Origin of the sequence: Pseudomonas migulae NBRC 103157 (genome assembly GCF_002091715.1) — a bacterium.
GTDB classification, from domain to species: domain Bacteria; phylum Pseudomonadota; class Gammaproteobacteria; order Pseudomonadales; family Pseudomonadaceae; genus Aquipseudomonas; species Aquipseudomonas migulae_A.
In genome coordinates this window covers 37866-60078 of record NZ_BDAG01000035.1, presented here as the reverse complement: position 1 = coordinate 60078, position 22213 = coordinate 37866, and the positions used below count along the sequence as shown (strand labels likewise).

Annotated in this window: 20 protein-coding genes and 1 pseudogene; 8 read left to right on the top strand and 13 right to left on the bottom strand. The window is 60.7% G+C overall.

Annotated elements, in window-relative coordinates; genetic code table 11:
* Positions 1–103: 103 nt before the first annotated feature.
* From ilvD to PMI01S_RS23195, 3 genes and pseudogenes are all read right to left on the bottom strand, one after another.
* Positions 104–1945 carry a dihydroxy-acid dehydratase gene (gene ilvD, locus PMI01S_RS23205; RefSeq protein ID WP_084322467.1) on the bottom strand — a complete coding sequence of 614 codons (1842 nt, stop codon included), beginning with the start codon at positions 1943–1945 and terminating at the stop codon, positions 104–106.
* A 273-nt stretch (positions 1946–2218) separates the two neighbouring features.
* Positions 2219–2804 (bottom strand): annotated as a pseudogene (locus tag PMI01S_RS23200) (MFS transporter); the annotation flags it as partial.
* Between the two features lie 192 nt (positions 2805–2996).
* Entirely contained in the window at positions 2997–4193 is a 1197-nt protein-coding gene (locus PMI01S_RS23195) for a class I SAM-dependent rRNA methyltransferase (protein WP_084322465.1), read from the bottom strand.
* 339 nt (positions 4194–4532) lie between these two features.
* Between PMI01S_RS23195 and PMI01S_RS23190 the strand changes: the two genes are divergently transcribed.
* The 3 genes from PMI01S_RS23190 to PMI01S_RS23180 are packed head-to-tail and all read left to right on the top strand — an operon-like array spanning position 4533 to position 6568.
* The gene (locus PMI01S_RS23190; protein WP_167362973.1) at positions 4533–5348 is read left to right on the top strand and encodes an HDOD domain-containing protein; all 816 of its coding nucleotides are present in this window, start codon (positions 4533–4535) and stop codon (positions 5346–5348) included.
* A 29-nt stretch (positions 5349–5377) separates the two neighbouring features.
* Positions 5378–6190 carry a bifunctional DNA-formamidopyrimidine glycosylase/DNA-(apurinic or apyrimidinic site) lyase gene (gene mutM, locus PMI01S_RS23185; protein WP_017341303.1) on the top strand — a complete coding sequence of 271 codons (813 nt, stop codon included), beginning with the start codon at positions 5378–5380 and terminating at the stop codon, positions 6188–6190.
* A 54-nt stretch (positions 6191–6244) separates the two neighbouring features.
* Positions 6245–6568 (top strand): multidrug transporter, encoded by a 324-nt coding sequence (locus PMI01S_RS23180; protein WP_084322461.1) that lies wholly within the window; start codon positions 6245–6247, stop codon positions 6566–6568.
* Between the two features lie 161 nt (positions 6569–6729).
* Here the strand turns inward: PMI01S_RS23180 and PMI01S_RS23175 are convergent, their stop codons facing one another.
* The 5 genes from PMI01S_RS23175 to PMI01S_RS23155 form a co-directional block, all read right to left on the bottom strand.
* Positions 6730–6981, bottom strand: coding sequence for a YfhL family 4Fe-4S dicluster ferredoxin (locus PMI01S_RS23175; protein ID WP_003195146.1), 252 nt, complete (start codon positions 6979–6981; stop codon positions 6730–6732).
* Positions 6982–7171: 190 nt separating this feature from the next.
* Positions 7172–7651: a pantetheine-phosphate adenylyltransferase gene (gene coaD / locus PMI01S_RS23170; RefSeq protein WP_003177462.1), complete on the bottom strand. Its 480-nt coding sequence runs from the start codon at positions 7649–7651 to the stop codon at positions 7172–7174.
* Between the two features lie 115 nt (positions 7652–7766).
* Positions 7767–9362 (bottom strand): GMC family oxidoreductase, encoded by a 1596-nt coding sequence (locus tag PMI01S_RS23165; protein WP_084322459.1) that lies wholly within the window; start codon positions 9360–9362, stop codon positions 7767–7769.
* 168 nt (positions 9363–9530) lie between these two features.
* Complete coding sequence (locus tag PMI01S_RS23160) at positions 9531–10076, bottom strand: twin-arginine translocation pathway signal protein (RefSeq protein ID WP_084322457.1); 546 nt, start codon at positions 10074–10076, stop codon at positions 9531–9533.
* Positions 10077–10104: 28 nt separating this feature from the next.
* The gene (locus tag PMI01S_RS23155) at positions 10105–11535 is read right to left on the bottom strand and encodes a coniferyl aldehyde dehydrogenase (RefSeq protein WP_084322455.1); all 1431 of its coding nucleotides are present in this window, start codon (positions 11533–11535) and stop codon (positions 10105–10107) included.
* Between the two features lie 146 nt (positions 11536–11681).
* Between PMI01S_RS23155 and PMI01S_RS23150 the strand changes: the two genes are divergently transcribed.
* The gene (locus tag PMI01S_RS23150; RefSeq protein ID WP_084322453.1) at positions 11682–12353 is read left to right on the top strand and encodes a TetR/AcrR family transcriptional regulator; all 672 of its coding nucleotides are present in this window, start codon (positions 11682–11684) and stop codon (positions 12351–12353) included.
* Positions 12354–12385: 32 nt separating this feature from the next.
* A complete protein-coding gene (locus tag PMI01S_RS23145; protein ID WP_084322451.1) occupies positions 12386–13240 on the top strand; it encodes a sulfurtransferase in 855 nt (284 codons plus the stop codon).
* 92 nt (positions 13241–13332) lie between these two features.
* On the opposite strand, the gene PMI01S_RS23140 is transcribed toward PMI01S_RS23145, so the two are convergent.
* Genes PMI01S_RS23140 through PMI01S_RS23120 form a run of 5 tightly spaced genes read right to left on the bottom strand, consistent with a single transcriptional unit; the run spans position 13333 to position 18668 of the window.
* Entirely contained in the window at positions 13333–14160 is an 828-nt protein-coding gene (locus PMI01S_RS23140) for an AraC family transcriptional regulator (protein ID WP_084322449.1), read from the bottom strand.
* A gap of 4 nt (positions 14161–14164) precedes the next feature.
* Positions 14165–15163, bottom strand: a complete 999-nt coding sequence (locus PMI01S_RS23135) for a hydrolase (RefSeq protein WP_084322448.1) — start codon at positions 15161–15163, stop codon at positions 14165–14167.
* Positions 15164–15218: 55 nt separating this feature from the next.
* Positions 15219–15830: a 16S rRNA (guanine(966)-N(2))-methyltransferase RsmD gene (gene rsmD, locus PMI01S_RS23130; protein WP_084322447.1), complete on the bottom strand. Its 612-nt coding sequence runs from the start codon at positions 15828–15830 to the stop codon at positions 15219–15221.
* Entirely contained in the window at positions 15830–17320 is a 1491-nt protein-coding gene (locus PMI01S_RS23125) for a M16 family metallopeptidase (protein ID WP_084322445.1), read from the bottom strand. The genes rsmD and PMI01S_RS23125 overlap by 1 nt, the downstream gene beginning before the upstream one ends.
* Positions 17313–18668, bottom strand: coding sequence for a M16 family metallopeptidase (locus PMI01S_RS23120; protein WP_084322443.1), 1356 nt, complete (start codon positions 18666–18668; stop codon positions 17313–17315). Before PMI01S_RS23120 ends, PMI01S_RS23125 begins: the two co-directional genes overlap by 8 nt.
* Before the next feature lie 344 nt (positions 18669–19012).
* Here PMI01S_RS23120 and ftsY point away from each other — a divergent pair, with 344 nt between their 5' ends.
* The 3 genes from ftsY to ftsX are packed head-to-tail and all read left to right on the top strand — an operon-like array spanning position 19013 to position 22205.
* Positions 19013–20518, top strand: a complete 1506-nt coding sequence (gene ftsY / locus PMI01S_RS23115) for a signal recognition particle-docking protein FtsY (RefSeq protein ID WP_084322441.1) — start codon at positions 19013–19015, stop codon at positions 20516–20518.
* A complete protein-coding gene (gene ftsE, locus PMI01S_RS23110) occupies positions 20515–21186 on the top strand; it encodes a cell division ATP-binding protein FtsE (protein WP_020295825.1) in 672 nt (223 codons plus the stop codon). Before ftsY ends, ftsE begins: the two co-directional genes overlap by 4 nt.
* The gene (gene ftsX / locus PMI01S_RS23105; protein WP_084322439.1) at positions 21183–22205 is read left to right on the top strand and encodes a permease-like cell division protein FtsX; all 1023 of its coding nucleotides are present in this window, start codon (positions 21183–21185) and stop codon (positions 22203–22205) included. The genes ftsE and ftsX overlap by 4 nt, the downstream gene beginning before the upstream one ends.
* The last annotated feature ends 8 nt before the right edge of the window (positions 22206–22213 follow it).

Here is a 22213-nt window from a genome sequence, read left to right as displayed (position 1 = left end):
CAGCAAGCCGGCTCCTACAGGGACCTGCGTACAGTGTGGATAAAATGATCGGCAAAAAAATGCCCCGCACTTGGCGGGGCATTTTTATTTCTGCGACTGACGCTTACAGCCCGTCAAGCATCGCCTTGTTACGCACGGCACCCTTGTCGGCGCTGGTCGCCAGCAGGGCGTAGGCCTTCAGCGCGGTGGTCACCTTGCGTGGACGTTTCTCCACAGGCTTCCAGCCTTTCTGATCCTGCTCGGCACGGCGCCCAGCCATTTCTTCGTCACTGATCAACAGGTTGATCGAGCGGTTCGGAATGTCGATCAGCACCTTGTCGCCGTCCTGCACCAGACCGATCGCGCCACCCGCAGCCGCTTCCGGCGAAGCGTGGCCGATGGACAGGCCCGAGGTACCGCCGGAGAAACGACCGTCGGTGAGCAAGGCGCAGGCTTTGCCCAGGCCTTTGGATTTCAGGTACGACGTCGGGTACAGCATTTCCTGCATGCCCGGGCCGCCTTTCGGGCCTTCGTAGCGAATGATCACGATGTCGCCGGCCTTCACTTCGTCCGCGAGGATGCCGCGTACGGCGCTGTCCTGGCTTTCGAAGATCTTCGCGTTGCCTTCGAACACGTGGATCGACTCGTCGACGCCCGCGGTTTTCACCACGCAGCCATCCAGCGCGATGTTGCCGTAGAGAACAGCCAGGCCGCCTTCTTTCGAGTAGGCGTGTTCGACACTGCGGATGCAGCCGTTTTCACGGTCGTCGTCCAGGGTTTCCCAACGGGTCGACTGGCTGAACGCGGTTTGCGTCGGGATGCCTGCCGGACCGGCCTTGAAGAAGTGATGCACCGCTTCGTCGTCGGTCTGGGTGATGTCCCACTTGGCGATGCCTTCGGCCAGGGTCTTGCTGTGCACGGTCGGCAGGTCGGTGTGCAGCAGGCCGCCACGGGACAGCGAGCCGAGGATGCTGAAGATCCCGCCGGCACGGTGCACGTCTTCCATGTGGTACTTCTGGATGTTCGGCGCGACCTTGCACAGTTGCGGCACGTTGCGCGAGAGACGGTCGATGTCGCGCAAGTCGAAATCGATCTCGGCTTCCTGGGCGGCGGCCAGCAAGTGCAGGATGGTGTTGGTGGAACCGCCCATGGCGATGTCCAGGGTCATGGCGTTTTCGAACGCCTTGAAGTTGGCGATGTTGCGCGGCAACACCGACTCATCGTTCTCGCCGTAGTAACGCTTGCACAGCTCGACGATGGTGCGGCCGGCCTGCAGGAACAGTTGCTCGCGGTCGCTGTGCGTGGCCAGGGTCGAACCGTTACCCGGCAATGCCAGGCCCAGGGCTTCCACCAGGCAATTCATCGAGTTGGCGGTGAACATGCCGGAGCACGAACCGCAGGTCGGGCAGGCGCTACGCTCGTACTCAGCGACTTTCTCGTCAGAAGCGCTGGAGTCGGCGGCGATCACCATGGCATCGACCAGGTCGAGACCGTGGCTGGCCAGTTTGGTCTTGCCGGCTTCCATCGGGCCGCCGGACACGAAGATCACCGGGATGTTCAGGCGCAGGGCAGCCATCAACATGCCAGGGGTGATCTTGTCGCAGTTGGAGATGCAGACGATGGCGTCGGCGCAGTGGGCGTTGACCATGTATTCGACGGAGTCGGCAATGATCTCGCGGCTCGGCAGCGAATACAGCATGCCGTCGTGGCCCATGGCGATGCCGTCATCGACCGCGATGGTGTTGAATTCTTTCGCTACACCGCCGGCGCGTTCGATTTCGCGGGCGACCAGTTGGCCCAGGTCCTTGAGGTGGACGTGGCCCGGTACGAACTGGGTGAACGAGTTGGCAATGGCGATGATCGGCTTTTTGAAGTCGTCATCTTTCATCCCCGTGGCGCGCCACAATGCGCGGGCACCGGCCATGTTGCGACCGTGGGTGGATGTTTTCGAGCGGTAATCAGGCATGAAGCACTCCGGGCGGCTAATCAGGTATCAAAAGGGAAGTGAGCTTCTATTGACGTCTGGAACACTCAGAAATGGCCGTGTGTCCGGAAGTTGCCGATAACTTTGCGGGATCGCCGCGCGCTTCAGCTTGAGCTCATAAACCCGCCGGGGGATGACTGGCGATGAATGTCGCGATTCTACACGGCTGGCGGCGAGAGGGAATGCCGGGAAGCGTTGATCCCGCGCCGATGGCGTGTGCGGGATGACGACCGGCGTTTATCAATTCACGTTCAGTGCCACATTCCGACTGCGTGGGTTTTCCTTGAGCAGGACGCCTGCCTTTATCCAGACAATGGCCGCCAACACGATAAAGACATAGAAGCTGCCCTCCCAGACCAGATGCATTTGCAGCCAGGTCCCGAGCAGCGGCGATATGGAAATGAACACTCAGCCACCGGTCGTCATCCAGATCCTGATTCGCTCCTGTTCCTTGCCGACGAACAAATCCTGAATCAGCGCCTGCGACAGCACAAAGGAGCCGCAGCCCACTGCCTGGATGACGCGAAAAAGCAGAAACCAGCCGTATTCGCTGGACAGCAGGCAACCAGTCGCACCCACCATCGAGATAGCGATACCGGTCAGCAAAAGATTCTTGCGCCCCCACAAATCCGACAGCGGTCCGACCAGCACCACAGATAACGCTAGGCCAATGGCGAACAGGCTGACCGAAAGGGCAATGTCGGACGCGGAGGTCCGGAAGTAGTCATAGAGCGCGGGAAAGGACGGGAGTACGACGTCCAGCGGGAAAACGCCCAGCGTCATCGTCATCAACAGCAGGATGAGCGACGATTTTTTTCGCGGTGTGCGTGGAAGGGTTCATCAACAACGCTCTCGATCCGTGAGGGGTGGCCGAGAGTTGACCTGATGGACATGGAAGTCAATGCAGGAGGTGCAGGAGGTGCAGGACTGTTCCGAATCTGTTGTAGGAACGAGCTTGCTCGTGAAAAGAGAACAGAAGACGCGAGGGTCTCCAGCGTTATCGCTGGAGACCCTCGCGAGCAAGCTTTTGCGATTAGCTGTTTGGCAGCAACCGGCAAGTAATGCTCTTGATGTAACGCGTTTCAGCAATCGCCGGGTGCACCGGATGATCCGGACCCTGACCGCCACGTTCCAGCATCTGGATGTTGCGATCCAGGTGACGGGCGCTGGTCAGCAGGATGTTTTGCAGGTCGTCTTCCGGCAGGTGCATCGAGCACGAAGCGCTGACCAGGATGCCGTCCTTGCTGAGCAGGCGCATGGCTTGCTCGTTCAGGCGACGGTAGGCGCCTTCGCCGTTTTTCATGTCTTTCTTGCGTTTGATGAATGCCGGCGGGTCGGCCACGATCACGTCGAAACGCTCTTCGCTGGCTTTCAGTTCTTTCAGGGCTTCGAAGACGTCACCTTCGAGGCAGGTTATTTTTTCGGCGAAACCGTTCAGCGCGGCGTTACGCTCGACGCCGTCGAGGGCGAAGGCCGAAGCATCGACGCAGAACACTTCACTGGCGCCGAACGCGGCCGCTTGTACACCCCAGCCACCGATGTAGCTGTAGAGGTCGAGTACGCGTTTGCCTTTGGCGTAAGGGGCCAGGCGTGCGCGGTTCATGCGGTGGTCGTAGAACCAGCCGGTTTTCTGGCCCTGGATGACCGGTGCTTCGAACTTCACGCCGTTTTCTTCCAGTGCAACCCATTCCGGCACCAGGCCGAACACGGTTTCGACGTAGCGATTGAGGCCTTCGGCGTCGCGGGCGGCGGAGTCGTTCTTGAACAGAATGCCGCTTGGCTTGAGCACTTGAGTCAGGGCCGCGATCACGTCGTCTTTATGCGCTTCCATGGTGGCCGAAGCGATCTGCACCACCAGAATGTCGCCGAAACGGTCGACCACCAGACCTGGCAGCAGGTCGGAGTCGCCGTAGACCAGGCGATAGAACGGCTTGTCGAACAGGCGATCGCGCAGTGACAGTGCGACGTTCAGGCGATGCACCAGCAGCGACTTGTCCAGCGGCAACTTGATGTCGCGCGACAGCAGGCGGGCGCAGATCAGGTTGTTCGGGCTCATGGCGACGATGCCCAGCAGTTTGCCGCCGGCGGCTTCGAGGATCGCCTGGTCGCCGGCCTTGAAACCGTGCAAAGGAGTTACCGCTACATCGATTTCGTTGCTGTAGACCCACAAGTGGCCGTTTCGCAGGCGACGGTCGGCGTTGGCTTTGAGGCGCAGGCTAGGCAGGGACATGACGTCGCTCCGGAAAAAAGAGCGGGAGTATAGCGTGTTGAGTGTGGCGACGGGTTTGAAGGCGATGAAACACTGATGACGCCTTCGCGAGCAAGCCCGCTCCCACATTAGTCCCGCGGCGTACATGGATTCTGTATCCGCTGGAGATCGAATGTGGGAGCGGGCTTGCTCGCGAAGCGATTTCAAATGCTACGCCGAGATGAAACTTTGTCCGATATGCCGGCCATGGTGTCGGATCCAACTTTATAAAGGTTAGAATCGCCACCTGTCCCAGAGTGTGTACTTATGTCCCAAGAGCTGACCACCGAACAGATCCAACAGTCCTTGCAAGGCATCAGCGTGCCGGCCCAACCGCAGATCATGGTGGATTTGCAAATGGAGCAGTACATGCCCGATCCGGATCTGGAGGTGATCGCCAAGCTGATCTCCCAGGACCCGGGCCTCTCTGGCGCATTGCTGAAGATCGTCAACTCGCCCTATTACGGCTTGAGCAACAAGATCGCCTCGATCCAGCGCGCGGTGAATCTGCTGGGCAGCCGATCGATCATCAACCTGATCAACGCACAGTCGATCAAGGGTGAAATGAACGATGACACCATCGTTACCCTGAACCGTTTCTGGGATACCGCTCAGGACGTGGCGATGACCTGCCTGAGCCTGGCCAAGCGCATCGGCGTCCAGGCGGGGGATGAAGCGTACGCCTTGGGCCTGTTCCACGATTGCGGCGTGCCGTTGATGCTGCAGCGCTTCCCCAACTACATGACTGTTCTGGAAGAAGCTTACGCCAGCGCCAGTGCTGAGTGCCGCATCGTGGACACCGAAAATCGGGTGTTCAACACCAACCATGCGGTGGTCGGTTACTACACGGCCAAATCCTGGCGTCTGCCGGAGCACGTGAGCACCGCAATCGCCAATCACCACAATGCGCTGGCAATTTTCAGCGATGAGTCTTCGCGCAACAGCCAGCTGAAAAACCTGCTGGCGATCCTGAAGATGGCCGAACACATTTGTGCGTCTTACCGGGTGCTGGGCAGCCAGAACGAGGACCATGAATGGAACACCATCGCGCCGCTGGTGCTCGATTACGTGGGCCTCTCGGACTACGACTTCGAAACCCTCAAACAAACGATTCGCGACCTCGGCACTCACCGCTGAGTGTGGTGAGAACCTGATTCGAGAGCACCATGCCTGAACTGCCGGAAGTCGAAACCACCCGCCGCGGGATTGCGCCGCACCTGGAAGGCCAGCGCGTCAGCCGGGTGATCGTGCGTGATCGTCGCTTGCGCTGGCCGATCCCTGAAGACCTCGATGTGCGCCTCTCCGGTCAGCGTATCGTGCTGGTGGAACGGCGCGCCAAATACCTGCTGATCAATGCCGAAGTGGGCACGTTGATCAGTCATTTGGGAATGTCGGGCAATCTGCGTCTGGTGGAGGTCGGCATGCCGGCCGCCAAGCATGAGCATGTGGACATCGAACTGGAGTCGGGCCTGGCCCTGCGTTATACCGACCCGCGACGGTTCGGCGCGATGCTCTGGAGTCTCGATCCACTCAACCACGAACTGTTGATTCGCCTGGGGCCGGAGCCCTTGACCGACCTGTTCGACGGCGAGCGCTTGTTCCAGCAGTCCCGCGGGCGTTCGATGGCGGTCAAGCCGTTCATCATGGACAACGCGGTGGTGGTCGGCGTCGGCAATATCTACGCGACTGAAGCGTTGTTTGCGGCCGGTATCGATCCGCGTCGTGAGGCCAAGAGCATTTCCCGGGCGCGCTATCTGAAGCTGGCTATCGAGATCAAACGCATCCTGGCCGCCGCCATCGAGCGCGGCGGCACCACGTTGCGCGACTTTATCGGCGGCGACGGTCAGCCGGGTTATTTCCAGCAGGAACTGTTCGTGTACGGCCGTGGCAGTCAGCCGTGCAAGGTCTGCGGGACGGAGTTGCGGGAGGTCAAACTCGGGCAGCGCGCCAGCGTCTTTTGCCCTCGCTGCCAGAGCTGATATGTCCCACGGTCTATAGTCAGTATTCTCACTGCCTAGTCGAAGGACCGCGCCATGAACCTGTTTCGAACCTTTGTCGTCGTTATGCTGCTGAGCGTCGGTACGCCAGTGCTGGCGGCAAACACCGGCAGTGGCGATCCGCGCTACACCATTCAGAACCCTCCGGCCTACGCCATGCTCGGCGATTTGCTGATTGCCCGACCTTTGCTGGTCGTGGCAACGGTGATCGGCGCGGGGGCGTTTGTGGTGTCGCTGCCGTTTACCGCACTGGGCGGCAATGTCGGCGATGCGGGACAGGCGCTGGTGGTTGATCCGGCGAAAGCGGCGTTTGTGCGGTGTCTGGGGTGTATCGGGGAGGGGTTTGAGCAGCGGGAGTGAGGTTCAGTTACCTCTTTGGTGTGGCTGATGGCCCTTTCGCGAGCAAGCCCGCTCCCACATTGGATCTGAGTGTTAATCAGATGGTGTGAACACCGCAGATCCAATGTGGGCGCGGGCTTGCTCGCGAAGAGGCCCGAACAGACGCTAAAAAACTATCTGATTCAAGCCTTGCCGGTAATCTTCCGGTACTTCTCCATCAACTGCTCTTCAGTCTCCGGATGCGCCTCGTCCAGTGGAATGCAATCTACCGGACAGACCTGCTGGCACTGAGGTTCGTCGTAGTGGCCGACACACTGTGTGCACAGGTTCGGGTCGATCACATAGATCTCTTCGCCCTGGGAAATGGCGGCGTTCGGGCACTCGGGTTCGCAGACGTCGCAGTTGATGCAATCGTCGGTGATGATCAGGGACATGCTAACTCCAGCCGGGGCGCAAGGCCCGGGCGCAATAAACCAATGCGCAATTGTGCCGCATTGGAGACCGCAGTGCACGCGGGCGCGACGTTCTGTAGGCGCCGGCTTGCTGGCGATAGCGGTGGGTCAGTGAATGTGTGTATTGGCTGGCACGACGCCATCGCCAGCAAGCCGGCTCCTACAGCCGGCGTTATTTCTTGAATCGAAGTGTCAGGGCGTCCGCCACAGCAGGGTGAACGAACTTGGTGATATCGCCGCCCAGGGCCGCGATTTCACGGACCAGCGTCGAGGAGATGAACGAATAACGCTCGGACGGCGTCAGAAACAGGCTTTCCACGTCTGGCGCCAGCTGACGGTTCATGTTGGCCAGCTGAAATTCGTATTCGAAGTCCGAGACTGCGCGCAAACCACGCAGGAACACGTTGGCGTTCTTCTCTTTGGCGAAATGCGCCAACAGCGTCGAGAAGCCGACGACTTCAACGTTCGGCAGATGTTTAGTGACCTCGCGGGCCAGCTCCACACGCTGTTCCAGGGGAAACAACGGGTTTTTTTTCGGGCTGGCAGCGACGGCGATGATCACATGATCGAACAGGCGCGCGGCGCGTTCGACCAAGTCGCCATGGCCCTTGGTAATAGGGTCGAAGGTACCTGGGTACAACACTCGGTTCATCGCGTCGTCCTGGCGGGAGTCCGTTGGGGAGTCGGATGGTATCGCAGCCTTCCCGGTCGGCCAAGTCGCCTTTTGGGTAAGAAAGCACTATAGACGATGGGAATAGTCGCTCTTTTCACGGGTTTTTCAAACGTTCGGCGAGCGAAGTCGCCAGTTGCGCCGTCAGCCCGTAAACCGACAATTGCGGGTTTGCGCCAATGCTGGTGGGGAACAGCGAGCCATCGTGGATCGACAGGTTGCTGAGTTGATGATGCCGGCCAAGGCTGTCGGTCACGGCGTTTTTCGGGTCTTCACCCATGGCACAACCGCCCATCACATGGGCACTGCCCAGGCGGGTGCGATACAGCTCAAGGCTCAACCCATCGATCAGCGTGCGCGCTTCGGCCAGGGTTTTCACGTAGCGCGCGTCGGCGTGCATCGGCATGACGGCGTTGGCGCCACCGGCGAACTGGATCTCGGCCATGCTGTGGAACGCGCGGCGCAAACCGTCCCAGGCGTAGGCTGAAACCTGATAGTCGAGCACCGGCGTGTTGTCACCGCGCAACTCGACGCTGCCGCCGGGACTGTCCGGGTGAAAACCATCGCGCAGTAACGCCAGCATGGCGTGGGTGTGAGGCAGGTTTTTCATGTGCTGCGCGTTTTCCGTGCCGAAACCGCCGAGCAGGGTGGCCGCCAGCGCCGGGTGCAGCGGTGGCACTTCGAGCTTGTAAGCCATCTTGCCGGTCGTGCCGTCCTGCCATTGGAAGTGATCGGAGTAGATCGACTGCGGCGCGCCATAGAACGGGTTGATCACCTCATCGAACAGCCCGGCGGACATGTTGACCAGATGCAGAAAGGTCCGTTTGCCCAGCCGCTTGTGCGGGTCTGGCGCGTCCGAGCGCAACAGTAGTGCTGGGCTGTTGATCCCGCCGCCGGCCAGCACGTAATGCCGCGCCTTGACCGTGATCGTCTTGCCCGTGGGGGCGACGCAACGGTCGTCCATCGCCACACACTGCAGGCTCGTCACCTTGCCGTCCTTGATCACCAGTTGTTCAGCGCGGGTCAGGTAAATCAGCTCGCCGCCCTTTTCCAGGGTCGCCGGAATCGTCGTCACCATCATCGATTGCTTGGCGTTGGTCGGGCAGCCCATGCCGCAATAACCGAGGTTCCAGCAGCCACGCACGTTGCGCGGGATGACGTGCCAGGTGTAACCGAGCTTCTCGCAGCCCTTGCGGATCACGTCGTTGTTGGCATTGGGCGGAACCATCCACGGTGCGACGCCGAGACGCTGTTCCACTTTCTCGAACCATGGCGCCATCTCCGCCGGGCTGTGGCCTTTGACGTTGTGCTCCCGGGCCCAGTGTTCGAGCGTCGGGTCCGGGGTGCGAAAGCTCGATGTCCAGTTGATCAGTGTGGTGCCGCCCACGGCCCGACCTTGAAGGATAGTGATCGCGCCGTCCTTGCTCATGCGGCCGATGCCTTCCTGATAGAGGCTGGTGTAGGCCTGGTCTTCGAGCATTTTGAAATCGCTGCTGGTCTTGAGCGGGCCTTCTTCGATCAGCAACACCTTGTAGCCGGCGGTGCTGAGGATTTCGGCCGTCGTCCCGCCACCGGCGCCGCTGCCGATGATCGCTACATCCGCTTCGAGGGTCAGGTCCTCGGTCAGTTGCGCGCCGTTGTGGGTTTTCCAGCCGCGGGCCATGCCTTCGCGGAACGGATCGGGTACGGGCATGTTCGGGTTCTCTTATTGTTTTTGGGTTTTGTGGTGATGCGGCTGGCGCTTTCGTCGGAATGCCGCCCAGACCAAGCCCGCTCCCACAGGTTTTGAGTCGTTCACAAAAGGGTGGCCCACCTCGGATCCTGTTGGAGCGGGCTTGCCCGCGAAGGGGGCGACTCGGTCTCAAACCGTGGGAGGCCCGGGATACCCGCAATGCGCCCACGATTCCGTCCGGCTGTACCACGCCATCATCACCAGTTGCAGCAGCGAGCTGTGCCCCATGCGCAACAGGCTCAGCGAGCTGTTTTCCCAGCGATCAAGAAAATGCCGGATCTCGTCGGCACTGGCGTTTTCCCAACTGCCCCAGATCCCGGTCAGCGGCCCACGCGTCACGGCCATCCCCAGCACATCGAACAATTGCCGGGTCAGCTTGAGCATTTCCGGCGACAGGTGATTCAGGCTGTTATCCAGGCAGCGCAAGGTCTGGTCCACCGCCATCGGTATTTTTCCGGCGACCACGGCGCCATCGAGCATCACCGGAATCAGCGCCCGCAAAAACAGCAGATCGCCGCTGCGCAGCATCGTGAAACCGTCGGCCGGAATGCTCGACGAACAACCGCTGAGGCTCGCGCCCAACCCGGCCGTGGCCAGGAAAGCACTCGCGCCGAGGCTGAATTTAAGCAGGCCGCGCCGTGACAGCGCGGGTGTAGCGGACAGGCCTGGGCTCATTATTGTTATTACCCGATGGATTTGATCGTTAGCGGATAAACAGCTTCTGGATCAGTTTCTGGATGGATTTGCCGTACGGCGGGTAGATCAGCTTCGCCGCGTTGAAACGCTGTTTGATCAGTACACCTTTGGCCTTGCTGAAGGTCAGGAAGCCTTCGTGGCCGTGGTAATGACCCATGCCCGAGGCGCCGATGCCGCCGAACGGCATGTCGTCCTGGGCAACATGCAGCAACGTGTCGTTCAGGCACACGCCACCGGAATGGGTCTCGTGCAGGACGCGGTTTTGTTCGCGCTTGTCGTAGCCGAAGTAATACAGCGCCAACGGACGAGGTCGCTGGCTGATGTAGGCAAACGCTTCATCCAGGTCCTTGTACGGAACGATCGGCAGCAAAGGGCCGAAGATTTCATCCTGCATCACCATCATCTCGTCCGTGACGTTGAGCAGCAGGCTATGGCTCATTCGGCGGCCCTGACCCTGGTCGAACAGCGGGATCAGCAGCGCGCCTTTGCTGGTGGCATCGCTGATGTAGCCGTTGAGCCGGGCCAGTTGTCGGTCATTGATGATGGCGGTGTAGTCCGGGTTGTCAGCCAGTGTCGGATAAAATCCGCGAACCGCCTGGCGATAGGCTTCGATGAAAGAGCCTACGCGGTCTTCCGGCACCAGCACGTAGTCCGGGGCCACGCAGGTTTGTCCGGCGTTGAGCGTCTTGCCGAACGCGATGCGTTCGGCGGCATCTTTCAAGGGCACATCGCGGGAAACGATGGCCGGGGATTTTCCGCCGAGTTCCAGCGTCACCGGCGTCAGGTTTTCGGCCGCTGCGCGCATCACATGCTTGCCGATGCTGGTGGCACCGGTGAACAACAAGTGATCGAAACGCAGGCGAGAGAACGCCACGCCGATATCGGCCTCGCCGAGCACAACGCACACCAGGTCTTCGGGAAAGATCCGGCCCAGCAATGCCTTGAGCAGCAAGCCGGTGGCGGGAGTCGACTCGCTGAGTTTTAGCATCACCCGGTTGCCCGCCGACAATGCGCCCACCAAAGGGCCGATGGCCAGGTACAGCGGGTAGTTCCAGGGGACGATCACCCCGACCACGCCCAACGGCTGATAAACGACTTTGGCCGAGGCGGGCTGAAAGGCAACGCCGACTTTGCGCCGTGAAGGCTTCATCCAGCCATTGAGGTGCTGACTGGCGTAATGAATGCCGTGCAGGCTCGGCATCAGTTCGGCGAGCAGGGTTTCATCGGCGCTGCGATGGCTGAAGTCCTGACTGATGGCGTCAATCAGCGCCTGGCGTTCAGTGCTCAGCAAATCCCGCAAAGCCTTGAGCCATTGCTGGCGCTGCGCCGCGGGCGGCATCGGGTTGGCGGCATAGGCTGCGCGCTGGGCGTCGAACAGGGTTTGGAGCTCTTCCAGTGGCTGCTGCAGATTCTGGAGGTAGGCAATTTCAGCAGTCATGGTCATCTCCGGATTTATCGTTGTGACGAGCTTTTTAGAGTCTATACTCTATAAAGTCAAATACCATCCTGGCGCCGTGTTGTTTTATCCACGGGCGGATAGGTCGTAAGATGCCCGTCAACGCCCTCTGAATTAAAGCTCAAGCCATGGCCCCACGGATCAAAACCAGCGAGCGCATCGTGCAGAACAGCCTGGAGCTGTTCAATCAGCAGGGCGAACGCAGCGTCAGCACCAACCACATTGCTGCCCATATGGAAATTTCCCCGGGCAACCTGTACTACCACTTCCCCAACAAGCAGGCGATCATCGCCGTGTTGTTCAGTGAGTACGAAAGCCTGGTCGACAGCTTCCTGCGCCCGCCCCAGGGGCGCGCCGCGACAGTGGAGGACAAGCGTTACTACCTCCAGGAGTTGCTGGCAGCCATGTGGCGCTACCGGTTTTTGCACCGCGACCTCGAGCACCTGCTCGACAGCGATCCGGAACTGGCCGCCCGTTATCGGCGTTTTTCCCAGCGCTGCGTGATCCAGGGCACGGCGATCTACAAAGGGTTCGTCGAGGCGGGCATCCTGGAAATGGACCGGGTGCAGATCGAGTCCCTGACGCTCAATGCCTGGATCATCCTGACGTCCTGGGTGCGTTTCCTGTGCACCACGCGGGAGAACTCCAATCACCTGAGCGAACAGGCGATAAAGCGTGGGGTGTACCAGGTGCTGGTACTGGAAGCAGGGTTTGTCACGGATCAATCCCGCGATGCGGTAAACGCCTTGTTCGAGGAGTTTTACGTGCCGTTGGCGCAAGCCCTGGAAGAAGTACAGTAGGATCAGACATCGCCTAATCACTGGAGCCCGTTATGCCCATTGCGCAATTGATCAGCCCGCAAGCACTGGACCTGAAAAAGGAGCAGCCGGGGCTGGTGATTCTGGATTGTCGTTTTGCCCTCGACGACCCGGATTACGGCCAGCGCAGCTATGCCGAAGGGCATATCGCCGGGTCGAGTTTTGCCGATCTTGAGCGCGACTTGAGCGGGGCAGTGATCAAAGGGGTGACCGGGCGCCATCCGTTGCCCGAGCCTGAAGACTTGATCGAGCGTTTGCAGACCTGGGGCATCAATGCCGACAGCGATGTGGTCTTGTATGACGACGGTCCAGGCGCCTACGCGGCGCGGGCCTGGTGGTTGCTGGCCTGGCTGGGCAAGCGCGATGGCGTGTTCATCCTCGATGGCGGGCTCAAGGCCTGGCACGCGGCGGGTTTGCCCCTGAGCCTCGATGCTCCCGGTGTTGAACGTGGCACCTTTACCGGGACGCCGGACAATGCGCTGGTCCTGAGCGCCGAACAGCTTCAGCAGCGTCTCGGCCAACCCGAGCTGACCTTGCTCGATGCCCGGGCCTTGCCGCGTTTCAAGGGCGAAGTGGAACCCATCGACCCGATTGCCGGACACATTCCCGGGGCGCAATGCGCGGCGTTCACCGACAACCTGGGCAGCGACGGGCATTTCCTGCCGGCCGATCAGCTCAAGCAGCGGTTTGCCGCGAAACTCGGCAATCGCTCACCGACTGATCTGGTCGCGTACTGCGGCTCCGGCGTGACGGCGTGCCATAACCTGTTCGCCTTGTGCCTCGCGGGTTATCCGTTGGGTTCGTTGTATGCCGGGTCGTGGAGCGAGTGGATCAACGAGCCTGCGCGAGGCATCGCCACCGGCGAATAACACAATCCCCTGTAGGAGCCGGCTTGCTGGCGATAAGGACGCTGCGGTGTTTCAGACAGACCGGGTTGTCCCAATCGCCAGCAAGCCGGCTCCTACAATAGAGCTCTGCGATACGCCCCCGGCCCCACCCCGTAAACCTGCTTGAACTGGCGATTCAGATGACTCTGGTCGGCAAACCCCAATTGCGTGGCCACTTCCAGCGGTAAACATCCACTCTGCAATAACCCTCGTGCCCGGGCGATGCGTTGCTGTATCAGCCAGGTGTGCGGTGGCATGCCTGTGGCGCGGCGGAATACCCGGGCGAAGTGGAACGGCGACAGGTTCACCGCTGCCGCGAGTTCTTCCAGCGACGGCGGTGCCGCCAATTGCGCTTGCAGCAGTTCCTTGGCCAAGGTCACCGCCCGGTGTTCCTTGCCAGGTTTACCGGCGTCCGGGACGGCGGCGTGACGTTGCAGCAACGACAGCATCATTTCCCGCCAGGCGGTCTGCTGTTGCAGGGCGGTGGACGGCGTTTCGAGCAGGCGATGCAGTTGGCAGAAACCCTTCACCAGATCGGGATCGCGATACAGCGTTGCGCCAAATGCGGGCAAGGTGTGGGTCGGCAGTTCCAGCTCGGTCAGCAGCGAGAGAATCTGCTCGCTGTCGGGATAAAACGCCCGGTACAGCCAGCCGTCCTCCGTACCCTTGTGACCGGTGTGCAATTCATCCGGGTTGATCAACACCAGCGTGCCGCTGCCCGCCAGGTGTTCGGCGCCGCGATAGCGATAACGCTGGGCGCCGGCCATGATCATGCCGATCACGTAACCGTCATGCACATGGGGGGCGAAACGGTGTTCGATGTAGCGCGCGGACAACAACTCGACCCCGGCCAACGGTGCCGTTTGCCAGAAACGGATCGACTCGCCCTGATCGGTATCCATCGGTTTACCCGCGACCCACGGCGGCCAGCCACTGCGGGATGCGCCGTTCCAGGTAGTAACCCGGTTGCCGGAACGTGCCCTCGACGAAGCCGACATGCCCGCCCTTGGCTTGCAGCTCGAACTGGGTGCAGGCGGACAATTCCTCAGCGGACGGCAGGCTGTGAGGAAACACAAACGGGTCGTCGGCAGCATGGATGATCAGCGTCGGCGTACGAATTTCCCCAAGGAAATAGCGGCTCGAGGCGCGGCGATAGTAATCCTGTGCATCGGTGAAGCCATGCAGCGGCGCGGTGACCCGGCCATCGAAATCCCAGAAGGTGCGCATGTTTTCCAGCGAGCCCAGGGCGGCCAGCTTCGCCAGGCCATCCTCGCGTCCGTCATGCTGGAATTGCCGTTGCTTGTTCTTGATGTAGGTGACCATCTCGCGCATGAAGTGCGCCTGATACACCTTCGAGAACCCCTGGCCGATACGGTCGGCGCATTGATCGAGCCGAAACGGCACCGACACCGCCACAGCGCCGAGCACGCCGCTGTCGCTGCCGGTCTCACCCAGGTGTTTGAGCAAAACGTTGCCACCGAGGGAATAACCGACCGCGTACAGCGGCGCGAGCGGCCGTTTGGCCCGCAGGTGTCTGATGGTTTCGGCGAGGTCTTCACTGGCGCCGGAATGGTAGCTGCGCGGCAACAGATTGGGTTCGCCCGAACAGCCGCGCCAGTTCAGCGCAACACTGGCCCAGCCCAGGGTGCCCAGCGCCTTCTGCACACCGGCCACGTAAGGCGAATTGGAAGAACCGGTCAGGCCGTGCAACACCAGCACCAGCGGTGTATCGGCGCTGTGCGGGCCGTGCCAGTCCAGGTCAAGAAAGTCGCCATCCTCGAGCCACAAGCGTTCGCGCTCGCGTTCGATGTGCGTGGTTTTGCGCCATAGCGGTCCCCACAAGGTTTGCAAGTGCGGGTTGCCAAGGCCGAAGGCAGGGGTGAAGCGTTCTGGCGGAAAAGACACGATGGCTCTCGATACAGCGGTGCGCAACCTGTGCGCACCTTTTCAGGCCGGTCGGTTAACCGGCGATCTCTGTCATACGTTGCCACAACGAGTAGTAGACGCGCCCGGATTTTTGCTCGCGGTGCAGGCGCCAGTTGGCCGGCAAACCGAGTGTCGAGGGGGCTGTTTCGCTTTCGGTGTACACCCAGGCATCGTTCGCCAGCCATTGGCGCTCTTCGAGCAGGGTGCAGACGGTAGGCAACAGGTTCTGGTTGAACGGCGGATCGAGGAACACCAGGTCGTAAGCGACCGCTGGCTGGGTTTCCAGGTAGCGCAGGGCATCGGCCGTCTGAATCTGGCCGGTGGTGCAGCGCAGGGTGCCCAGATGTTCCTTGATGCTTGAGACCGCGATGTTGCTGGCGTCCAGCGCCTGGCCCATCGCCGCACCACGGGACAGTGCCTCGAGGAACAACGCGCCGCTACCGGCGAATGGGTCAAAGACCTTGGCCCCGGGCACATACGGTGCGAGCCAGTTGAACAAGGTTTCACGCACGCGATCTGGCGTGGGGCGCAGGCCCGGTGCATCGGGGAAGCTCAGCTTTCGGCTGCCCCATTCACCGCCGATGATGCGCAGTTGGTTCACGCCGTTGTGCACGTTGTGAACAGGTTTTTTAGGACGAGTGGCCATTAATGCTCCGGAACCCCGAGCGGCTGCTCGGCAGGTTTATCAGTAGGGGCCGGTAACGGCTTTTGCGGCACGGTCGGGCCAGCGCTGACGATGACCATTTTGTCCGTACTCAGGTGTTTGTTCAGTGCGGTTTTGACTTGCTCGACGGTCAGGCTCTGGGACTGCTGCATGAAGTCCTCCAGATGGCTCAACGGCAGGTTGTAGAAACCCATCGCGCCGAGCTGGCCGACGATATCGGCATTGCTGGCGGTGGACAGCGGGAAGCTGCCGGCCAGTTCACGCTTGGCGTCGTCGAGCTCTTTCTCGGTCGGTCCGGTTTTAAGGTAGTCGGCGAGTACGTCCTGCACCAGTTTCAGCGTGCCTTCGCTCATCTCGGCGCGGGTTTGCAGGTTGATCATGAACGGGCCGCGCGCCTGCATCGGCGTAAAGCCCGAATACACGCCGTACGTCAGGCCGCGCTTCTCGCGCACTTCGCTCATCAAACGGGTGCCGAAGCCCCCGCCGCCGAGGATCTGGTTGCCCATGGACAGCGCGGCGTAATCCGGGTCGTCACGGTCGATGCCCAGTTGCGCGAGCATCAGGTTGGTCTGCTTGGACGGAAACTCGATGTGGCCAATGCTGGCTTTCGGCTCGACCGGTTGCGGCAGTTTCGCCAATGCAGGGCCTTTTGGCAGCGCGCCGGAGACTTGCGCAGCAATCGCCTCGGCCTCGGCGCGAGAAAGGTCACCCACCAGCGCAATCACCACGTTGCCCGCGGCGTAGGCTTTCTCATGGAAAGCCTTCAGCTGAGCCAGGGTAATCGCTGGAACGGTTTTCGCCGTGCCATCGCTGGAATGCGCATACGGGTGGTCGCCGTACAAGCGGTTCATCAGCTCGATGCTGGCCAGTTTGCCGGGGTTCTGTTTCTGGTATTCGAAGCCGGCGAGCATCTGGTTCTTGATGCGCGCAAATGAATCGGCGGGGAAGGTCGGTTTGCCGACAACTTCAGAGAACAGTTTCAGCGCAGGCTCGCGTTTGTCGGCGGCACTGAGGCTGCGCAACGAGGCCAGTGCCATGTCCTTGAACGCGCCGTTGCCGAAGTCGGCACCCAGACCTTCGAAGCCCTGAGCGATAGCGCCGACATCTTTGCCGGCCACGCCTTCGTTGAGCATTGCGTTGGTCAGCACGGACAGTCCCGGCGCATCGCCGTCCTGGCTGCTGCCGGCAGCGAAGATCAGACGCATGTCGAACATCGGCAACTCGCGGGCTTCAACGAACAGCACCTTGGCGCCTTCGGCGGTGTTCCAGGTTTGCACGTTGAGCGAACGGCGGCTCGGTGCCTTGCCGTTGAGTTCGGCCAGCGATTGCAGTTTCTGGCTGGACTTGGCCTTGTCAAAGGCTTCGCTGGCGTTGGAGTGGTCGGTCTTCAGGAAATAGAAGGCCGCGGAGCCAATCAATGCGACAGCGACCAGGCCGATCAGGGCCAGACGTGGTTTTTTACGCTCACTCATGAGTCGTCTCCAGTGGCAGGACATGGGCGACGCTGAGACGTTCGCGGGTGAAATACAGCTTGGCGGCTTTCTGGATGTCTTCTGGCGTGACGCTTTCCAGTTCGGCCAGTTCGGTGTCCATCAGTTTCCAGGACAGGCCGACGGTTTCCAGTTGGCCGATGGCGGTGGCCTGGCTGGTGATCGAATCACGCTCGTAGACCAGACCGGCAATCACTTGAGCCCGCACGCGTTCCAGTTCTTCGGCGGACGGCGCGGTGGTTTTCAGCTGTTCGAGCAACTTCCACAGGCCTGCTTCGGCCTGGGCCATGGTTTTCTTTTTCTGAGTGTTGGGCGTCGCCGACAAGGTGAACAGGCTGTCGCCGCGGGTGTAGGCGTCGTAGCTCGACGAGCCGCCGGACACCAGTTCTTCGCCGCGTTCCAGTTGCGTCGGGATGCGGCCGCTGTAGCCGCCGTCGAGCAAGGCCGAGATCAGGCGCAAGGCGTGGACCCAACGCTTGTCTTCGGCGGTGGCGATGCTCGGTACGTTGAAGCCCAGCATCAGGCTCGGCAGTTGCGTCTGCACATGCAGAGTGATCTGGCGTTCGCCGGGCTCGGCCAGTTCGACCGGTTTTTTCGCCGGCGGTACATCACGCTTGGCGATCGGACCGAAGTAGCGCTGTGCCAGGGTTTTCACTTCGTCCGGGGTCACGTCACCGACGACCACCAGCGTGGCGTTGTTCGGCACGTACCAGGATTGGTACCAGTGGCGCAGCTCTTCGACCTTCATGCGGTCGAGGTCCGCCATCCAGCCGATGGTCGGCGTGTGATAGCCGCTGGCCGGGTAGGCCATGGCCTTGAAGCGTTCGTAGGCCTTGGACATCGGCTTGTCGTCAGTGCGCAAGCGGCGTTCTTCTTTAATAACCTCGATCTCGCGGGCGAACTCGTCGGCCGGCAGGCGCAGGCTGGCCATGCGGTCGGCTTCGAGCTCGAAGGCCACGCCCAGACGGTCGCGGGCCAGTACTTGATAGTAGGCAGTGAAGTCGTCGCTGGTGAAGGCGTTCTCTTCCGCGCCGAGGTCGCGCAGGATCAGCGAGGCTTCGCCGGGGCCGACTTTCTCGCTGCCCTTGAACATCATGTGTTCCAGCGCGTGGGACAAACCGGTTTGCCCCGGTGTCTCGTAGCTCGAACCGACCTTGTACCAGACTTGGGAAACCACCACCGGCGCACGATGGTCTTCGCGCACGACGACCTTCAGGCCATTGTCGAGGGTGAATTCGTGGGTGGGTTGCGGATCGGCAGCGAGGGCTGAGAGTGGCAGACAAACTGTGCTGAGCAGCAGGCCTGCAGCGCGGCGGGCTAGAGCATTCATTCGTTTTTTAAACCTGTTGAGCTGCCCGCTTGGTCTTAGCGTCGGCGGGCGAGAGGGTGCTAGGATACTGATCCGTTTTACTGGCGGCCACGCCTATCAGGCCATAGCGTTTGATCAGGTTGTATGGGTTTACGGCAGAAGGCTACGTTTTATCAACTAAACTCCACCTTTTCGCCGATTTTGCCGCATCAGTCCTTCGTGAAATCGTTTTTGTAAGGCGCCATTTGCACCTCTACAAAATGTTGCGCGTGAACAAGCTGGGTCAATCGCAGTCTGTTCTGCATCGAATATTTATTTGCCGAGGCGCCCTTTGGCGCGTCGCTACCGTGAGATAGCCGTCCTCCATGTTTGGTTCCAACGACGACAAGAAAGCACCAGCTGCGGCTGGCGAGAAGAAAAGCCTGTTCGGATGGCTGCGCAAAAAGCCGCAGGAAACCGTCGTCGAACAGCCACAGTCACATCCTGAGCCAACGCCGGCGCCTGTCATAGAACAAGAGCTGGCGCCGATCGTCCTGCCGAATGCCGAGCCGGTGCTGCAGCCGGTGGTTGAGGCACAGGCTGAGGCCCTGGTCGAACAGCCGCTGACGCCAGCCGCCGAGCCGTGGCTGACATTGCCGGTGGCGGAAGAGCCGGTGGCATTGGTCGAAGACGAATTGGCACCGCACATTACGCCGCCGATTCCAGCGCCGACTGCGTTCGCACCTGAGCCGATTCAGGCGCCGGTGGTTGAACCGATTGTCGAGCCGGTTAGTGTGGCCGCCGAGCCTTCGCCCGTTGTTCCAGAGCCTGTGACTCCTGCATTCGTTGTTCCGGCTGCGCCTGTTGTTCAAGCGCCTGTGCCGGTCGTCGCTCCCGTTGCCGCCGCGCCTGTCGTGCCGGTCGAAACCCCCGCACAGCCTGCGCGCACCGAGGAAACCAAGGCCGGGTTCTTCGCCCGCCTCAAGCAAGGCCTGTCCAAGACCAGCGCCACCATTGGCGAAGGCATGGCTGCCCTGTTCCTGGGCAAGAAGATCATCGATGACGAGCTGCTCGAAGACATCGAAACCCGTTTGCTGACCGCCGACGTGGGCGTCGAAGCCACTTCGGTGATTATCCAGCGCCTGACCCAAAAGGTTGCGCGTAAAGAGCTGGCGGACGCCGACGCTCTGTACAAATCCCTTCAGGCTGAACTGGCTGCAATGCTCAAACCGGTCGAGCAGCCGCTGAAAATCACCTCGCAGAACAAGCCGTTCGTGATTCTGGTCGTCGGCGTCAACGGCGCCGGCAAGACCACCACCATCGGCAAACTGGCGAAGAAACTGCAACTCGAAGGCAAGAAAGTCATGCTCGCGGCGGGCGATACTTTCCGTGCCGCGGCGGTCGAGCAATTGCAGGTCTGGGGCGAGCGCAACAAGATTCCGGTGATCGCCCAGCACACTGGCGCCGACTCGGCTTCGGTAATCTTCGATGCGGTGCAGGCCGCCAAGGCCCGTGGCATTGACGTGTTGATCGCCGACACTGCCGGTCGTCTGCACACCAAAGACAACTTGATGGAAGAGTTGAAGAAGGTTCGCCGGGTTATCAGCAAGCTCGACGCTGACGCACCGCATGAAGTGCTGCTGGTGCTCGATGCCGGCACCGGGCAGAACGCGATCAACCAGGCTAAACAATTCAACCAGACCGTCGAACTGACAGGCCTGGCGCTGACCAAGCTCGATGGCACCGCCAAGGGCGGAGTGATTTTCGCCCTGGCCAAGCAGTTTGGCCTGCCGATTCGCTACATCGGCGTCGGTGAAGGCATCGATGACTTGCGAACTTTTGAAGCAGAACCCTTTGTCCAGGCACTGTTTGCCGAGCGGGAGCGTTCATGATTCGTTTCGAACAGGTCGGTAAACGCTACCCGAACGGTCACGTCGGCTTGCATGAGCTGAGCTTTCGAGTCCGTCGGGGCGAGTTCTTGTTTGTGACCGGCCACTCCGGCGCCGGTAAAAGCACCCTGTTGCGGCTGCTGCTGGCGATGGAACGTCCGACCACCGGCAAATTGCTGCTGGCCGGCCAGGACCTCGGCACCATCAGCAATGCGCAGATCCCTTATCTGCGTCGGCAGATTGGCGTGGTGTTCCAGAATCATCAGTTGCTGTTCGATCGCACGGTGTTCAACAACGTCGCGCTGCCGTTGCAGATTCTTGGTTTGTCCAAGGCCGAAATCGCCAAGCGTGTGGATTCGGCATTGGAGCGTGTGGCGCTGTCGGATAAAACCGACCTGTACCCCGGCGACCTGTCCACCGGCCAGCAACAGCGCGTCGGCATCGCCCGCGCCATCGTCCACCGTCCGGCATTGCTGCTGGCGGATGAGCCGACCGGTAACCTCGATCCGCGTCTGGCCGCCGAGATCATGGGCGTGTTCGAAGACATCAACCGTCTGGGCACCAGCGTGCTGATCGCCAGCCATGACCTGGCCCTGATTGCTCGCATGCGTCATCGCATGCTGACCCTGCAACGCGGCCGACTGATCGGCGACGGGGAGGCCGGCGTATGAGTGCAACACGCAGCCCCAAGGTTTCCGAGCGCGTGGCGCCGAAAGCCGCCGACCCGCAACCGCAGAAGAAAAAACGCGACGATGACGACGGTCCGGATTTCGCCACGTTGTTTCGCGCCTGGGTCGAAAGCCATCGCGCCAGTCTGCTGGACAGTTTGCGTCGCCTGGGCAAGCAGCCCATCGGCAGTTTCTTCACCTGCATGGTGATGGCGGTGGCCCTGAGTTTGCCGATGGGCCTGTCACTTTTGCTAAGTAACGTGGAGCGTCTTGGCGGCTCCTGGCAGCGTGCGGCGCAGATTTCCCTTTACCTGCAACTTGAAGCCAGCACGGCTGAAGGCGAGTCGCTGCGTGACCAGATCAAAGGCATTCCGGGCGTAGCTGATGCTGAATATGTCGGCCGCGATCAGGCACTGGAAGAGTTTCAGCAGCAGTCCGGTCTGGGCGAGGCGCTGAAGGAATTGCCGGAAAACCCGTTGCCAGGCGTGGTATTGGTGACGCCGAACGAAGTCGACAAACCCGCGCTTGAAGCATTACGACAAAAACTTTCCGAGTTGCCGAAGGTACAACAGGCACAACTTGATCTAGTCTGGGTAGAGCGTCTGGCAGCCATTCTCAAGCTGGGTGACCGTTTCGTCTTCGGTCTGACCGTGCTTCTGGTTTCTGCATTACTTTTGGTGATAGGCAATACCATTCGTCTTCATATTGAAAACCGCCGCACAGAGATAGAAGTGATTAAACTCGTGGGCGGCACTGACAGCTATGTGCGCAGGCCCTTTCTGTATATGGGCGCGCTGTATGGCTTTGGTGCGGGGATACTTTCCTGGGGTGTATTGGCGTTCGGCCTGAACTGGCTGAACGACGCAGTAGTCGGGCTGGCCGGTTTGTATGGCAGTGATTTCGCGCTGGCCGGAGTGCCGGTTGCCGACGGTCTGTCTCTCTTGCTTGGCGCGGTGCTGTTGGGGTATATCGGTGCATGGATTGCAGTCGCACGCCACCTGAGGGAGCTTGCGCCTAAGTAGTATCATTT

Coding starts and splice junctions, on each gene's coding strand:
- ilvD (WP_084322467.1), bottom strand. CDS start 1,945: ATGCCTGATTACCGCTCGAAAACATCCACCCACGGTCGCAACATGGCC.
- PMI01S_RS23140 (WP_084322449.1), bottom strand. CDS start 14,160: ATGGATACCGATCAGGGCGAGTCGATCCGTTTCTGGCAAACGGCACCG.
- PMI01S_RS23175 (WP_003195146.1), bottom strand. CDS start 6,981: ATGTCCCTGATCATCACCGACGATTGCATCAACTGCGACGTCTGCGAA.
- PMI01S_RS23145 (WP_084322451.1), top strand. CDS start 12,386: ATGCCCATTGCGCAATTGATCAGCCCGCAAGCACTGGACCTGAAAAAG.
- ftsY (WP_084322441.1), top strand. CDS start 19,013: ATGTTTGGTTCCAACGACGACAAGAAAGCACCAGCTGCGGCTGGCGAG.
- PMI01S_RS23180 (WP_084322461.1), top strand. CDS start 6,245: ATGAACCTGTTTCGAACCTTTGTCGTCGTTATGCTGCTGAGCGTCGGT.
- PMI01S_RS23160 (WP_084322457.1), bottom strand. CDS start 10,076: ATGAGCCCAGGCCTGTCCGCTACACCCGCGCTGTCACGGCGCGGCCTG.
- PMI01S_RS23195 (WP_084322465.1), bottom strand. CDS start 4,193: ATGTCCCTGCCTAGCCTGCGCCTCAAAGCCAACGCCGACCGTCGCCTG.
- PMI01S_RS23120 (WP_084322443.1), bottom strand. CDS start 18,668: ATGAATGCTCTAGCCCGCCGCGCTGCAGGCCTGCTGCTCAGCACAGTT.
- mutM (WP_017341303.1), top strand. CDS start 5,378: ATGCCTGAACTGCCGGAAGTCGAAACCACCCGCCGCGGGATTGCGCCG.
- ftsE (WP_020295825.1), top strand. CDS start 20,515: ATGATTCGTTTCGAACAGGTCGGTAAACGCTACCCGAACGGTCACGTC.
- PMI01S_RS23125 (WP_084322445.1), bottom strand. CDS start 17,320: ATGAGTGAGCGTAAAAAACCACGTCTGGCCCTGATCGGCCTGGTCGCT.
- coaD (WP_003177462.1), bottom strand. CDS start 7,651: ATGAACCGAGTGTTGTACCCAGGTACCTTCGACCCTATTACCAAGGGC.
- ftsX (WP_084322439.1), top strand. CDS start 21,183: ATGAGTGCAACACGCAGCCCCAAGGTTTCCGAGCGCGTGGCGCCGAAA.
- PMI01S_RS23150 (WP_084322453.1), top strand. CDS start 11,682: ATGGCCCCACGGATCAAAACCAGCGAGCGCATCGTGCAGAACAGCCTG.
- PMI01S_RS23155 (WP_084322455.1), bottom strand. CDS start 11,535: ATGACTGCTGAAATTGCCTACCTCCAGAATCTGCAGCAGCCACTGGAA.
- PMI01S_RS23165 (WP_084322459.1), bottom strand. CDS start 9,362: ATGCCCGTACCCGATCCGTTCCGCGAAGGCATGGCCCGCGGCTGGAAA.
- rsmD (WP_084322447.1), bottom strand. CDS start 15,830: ATGGCCACTCGTCCTAAAAAACCTGTTCACAACGTGCACAACGGCGTG.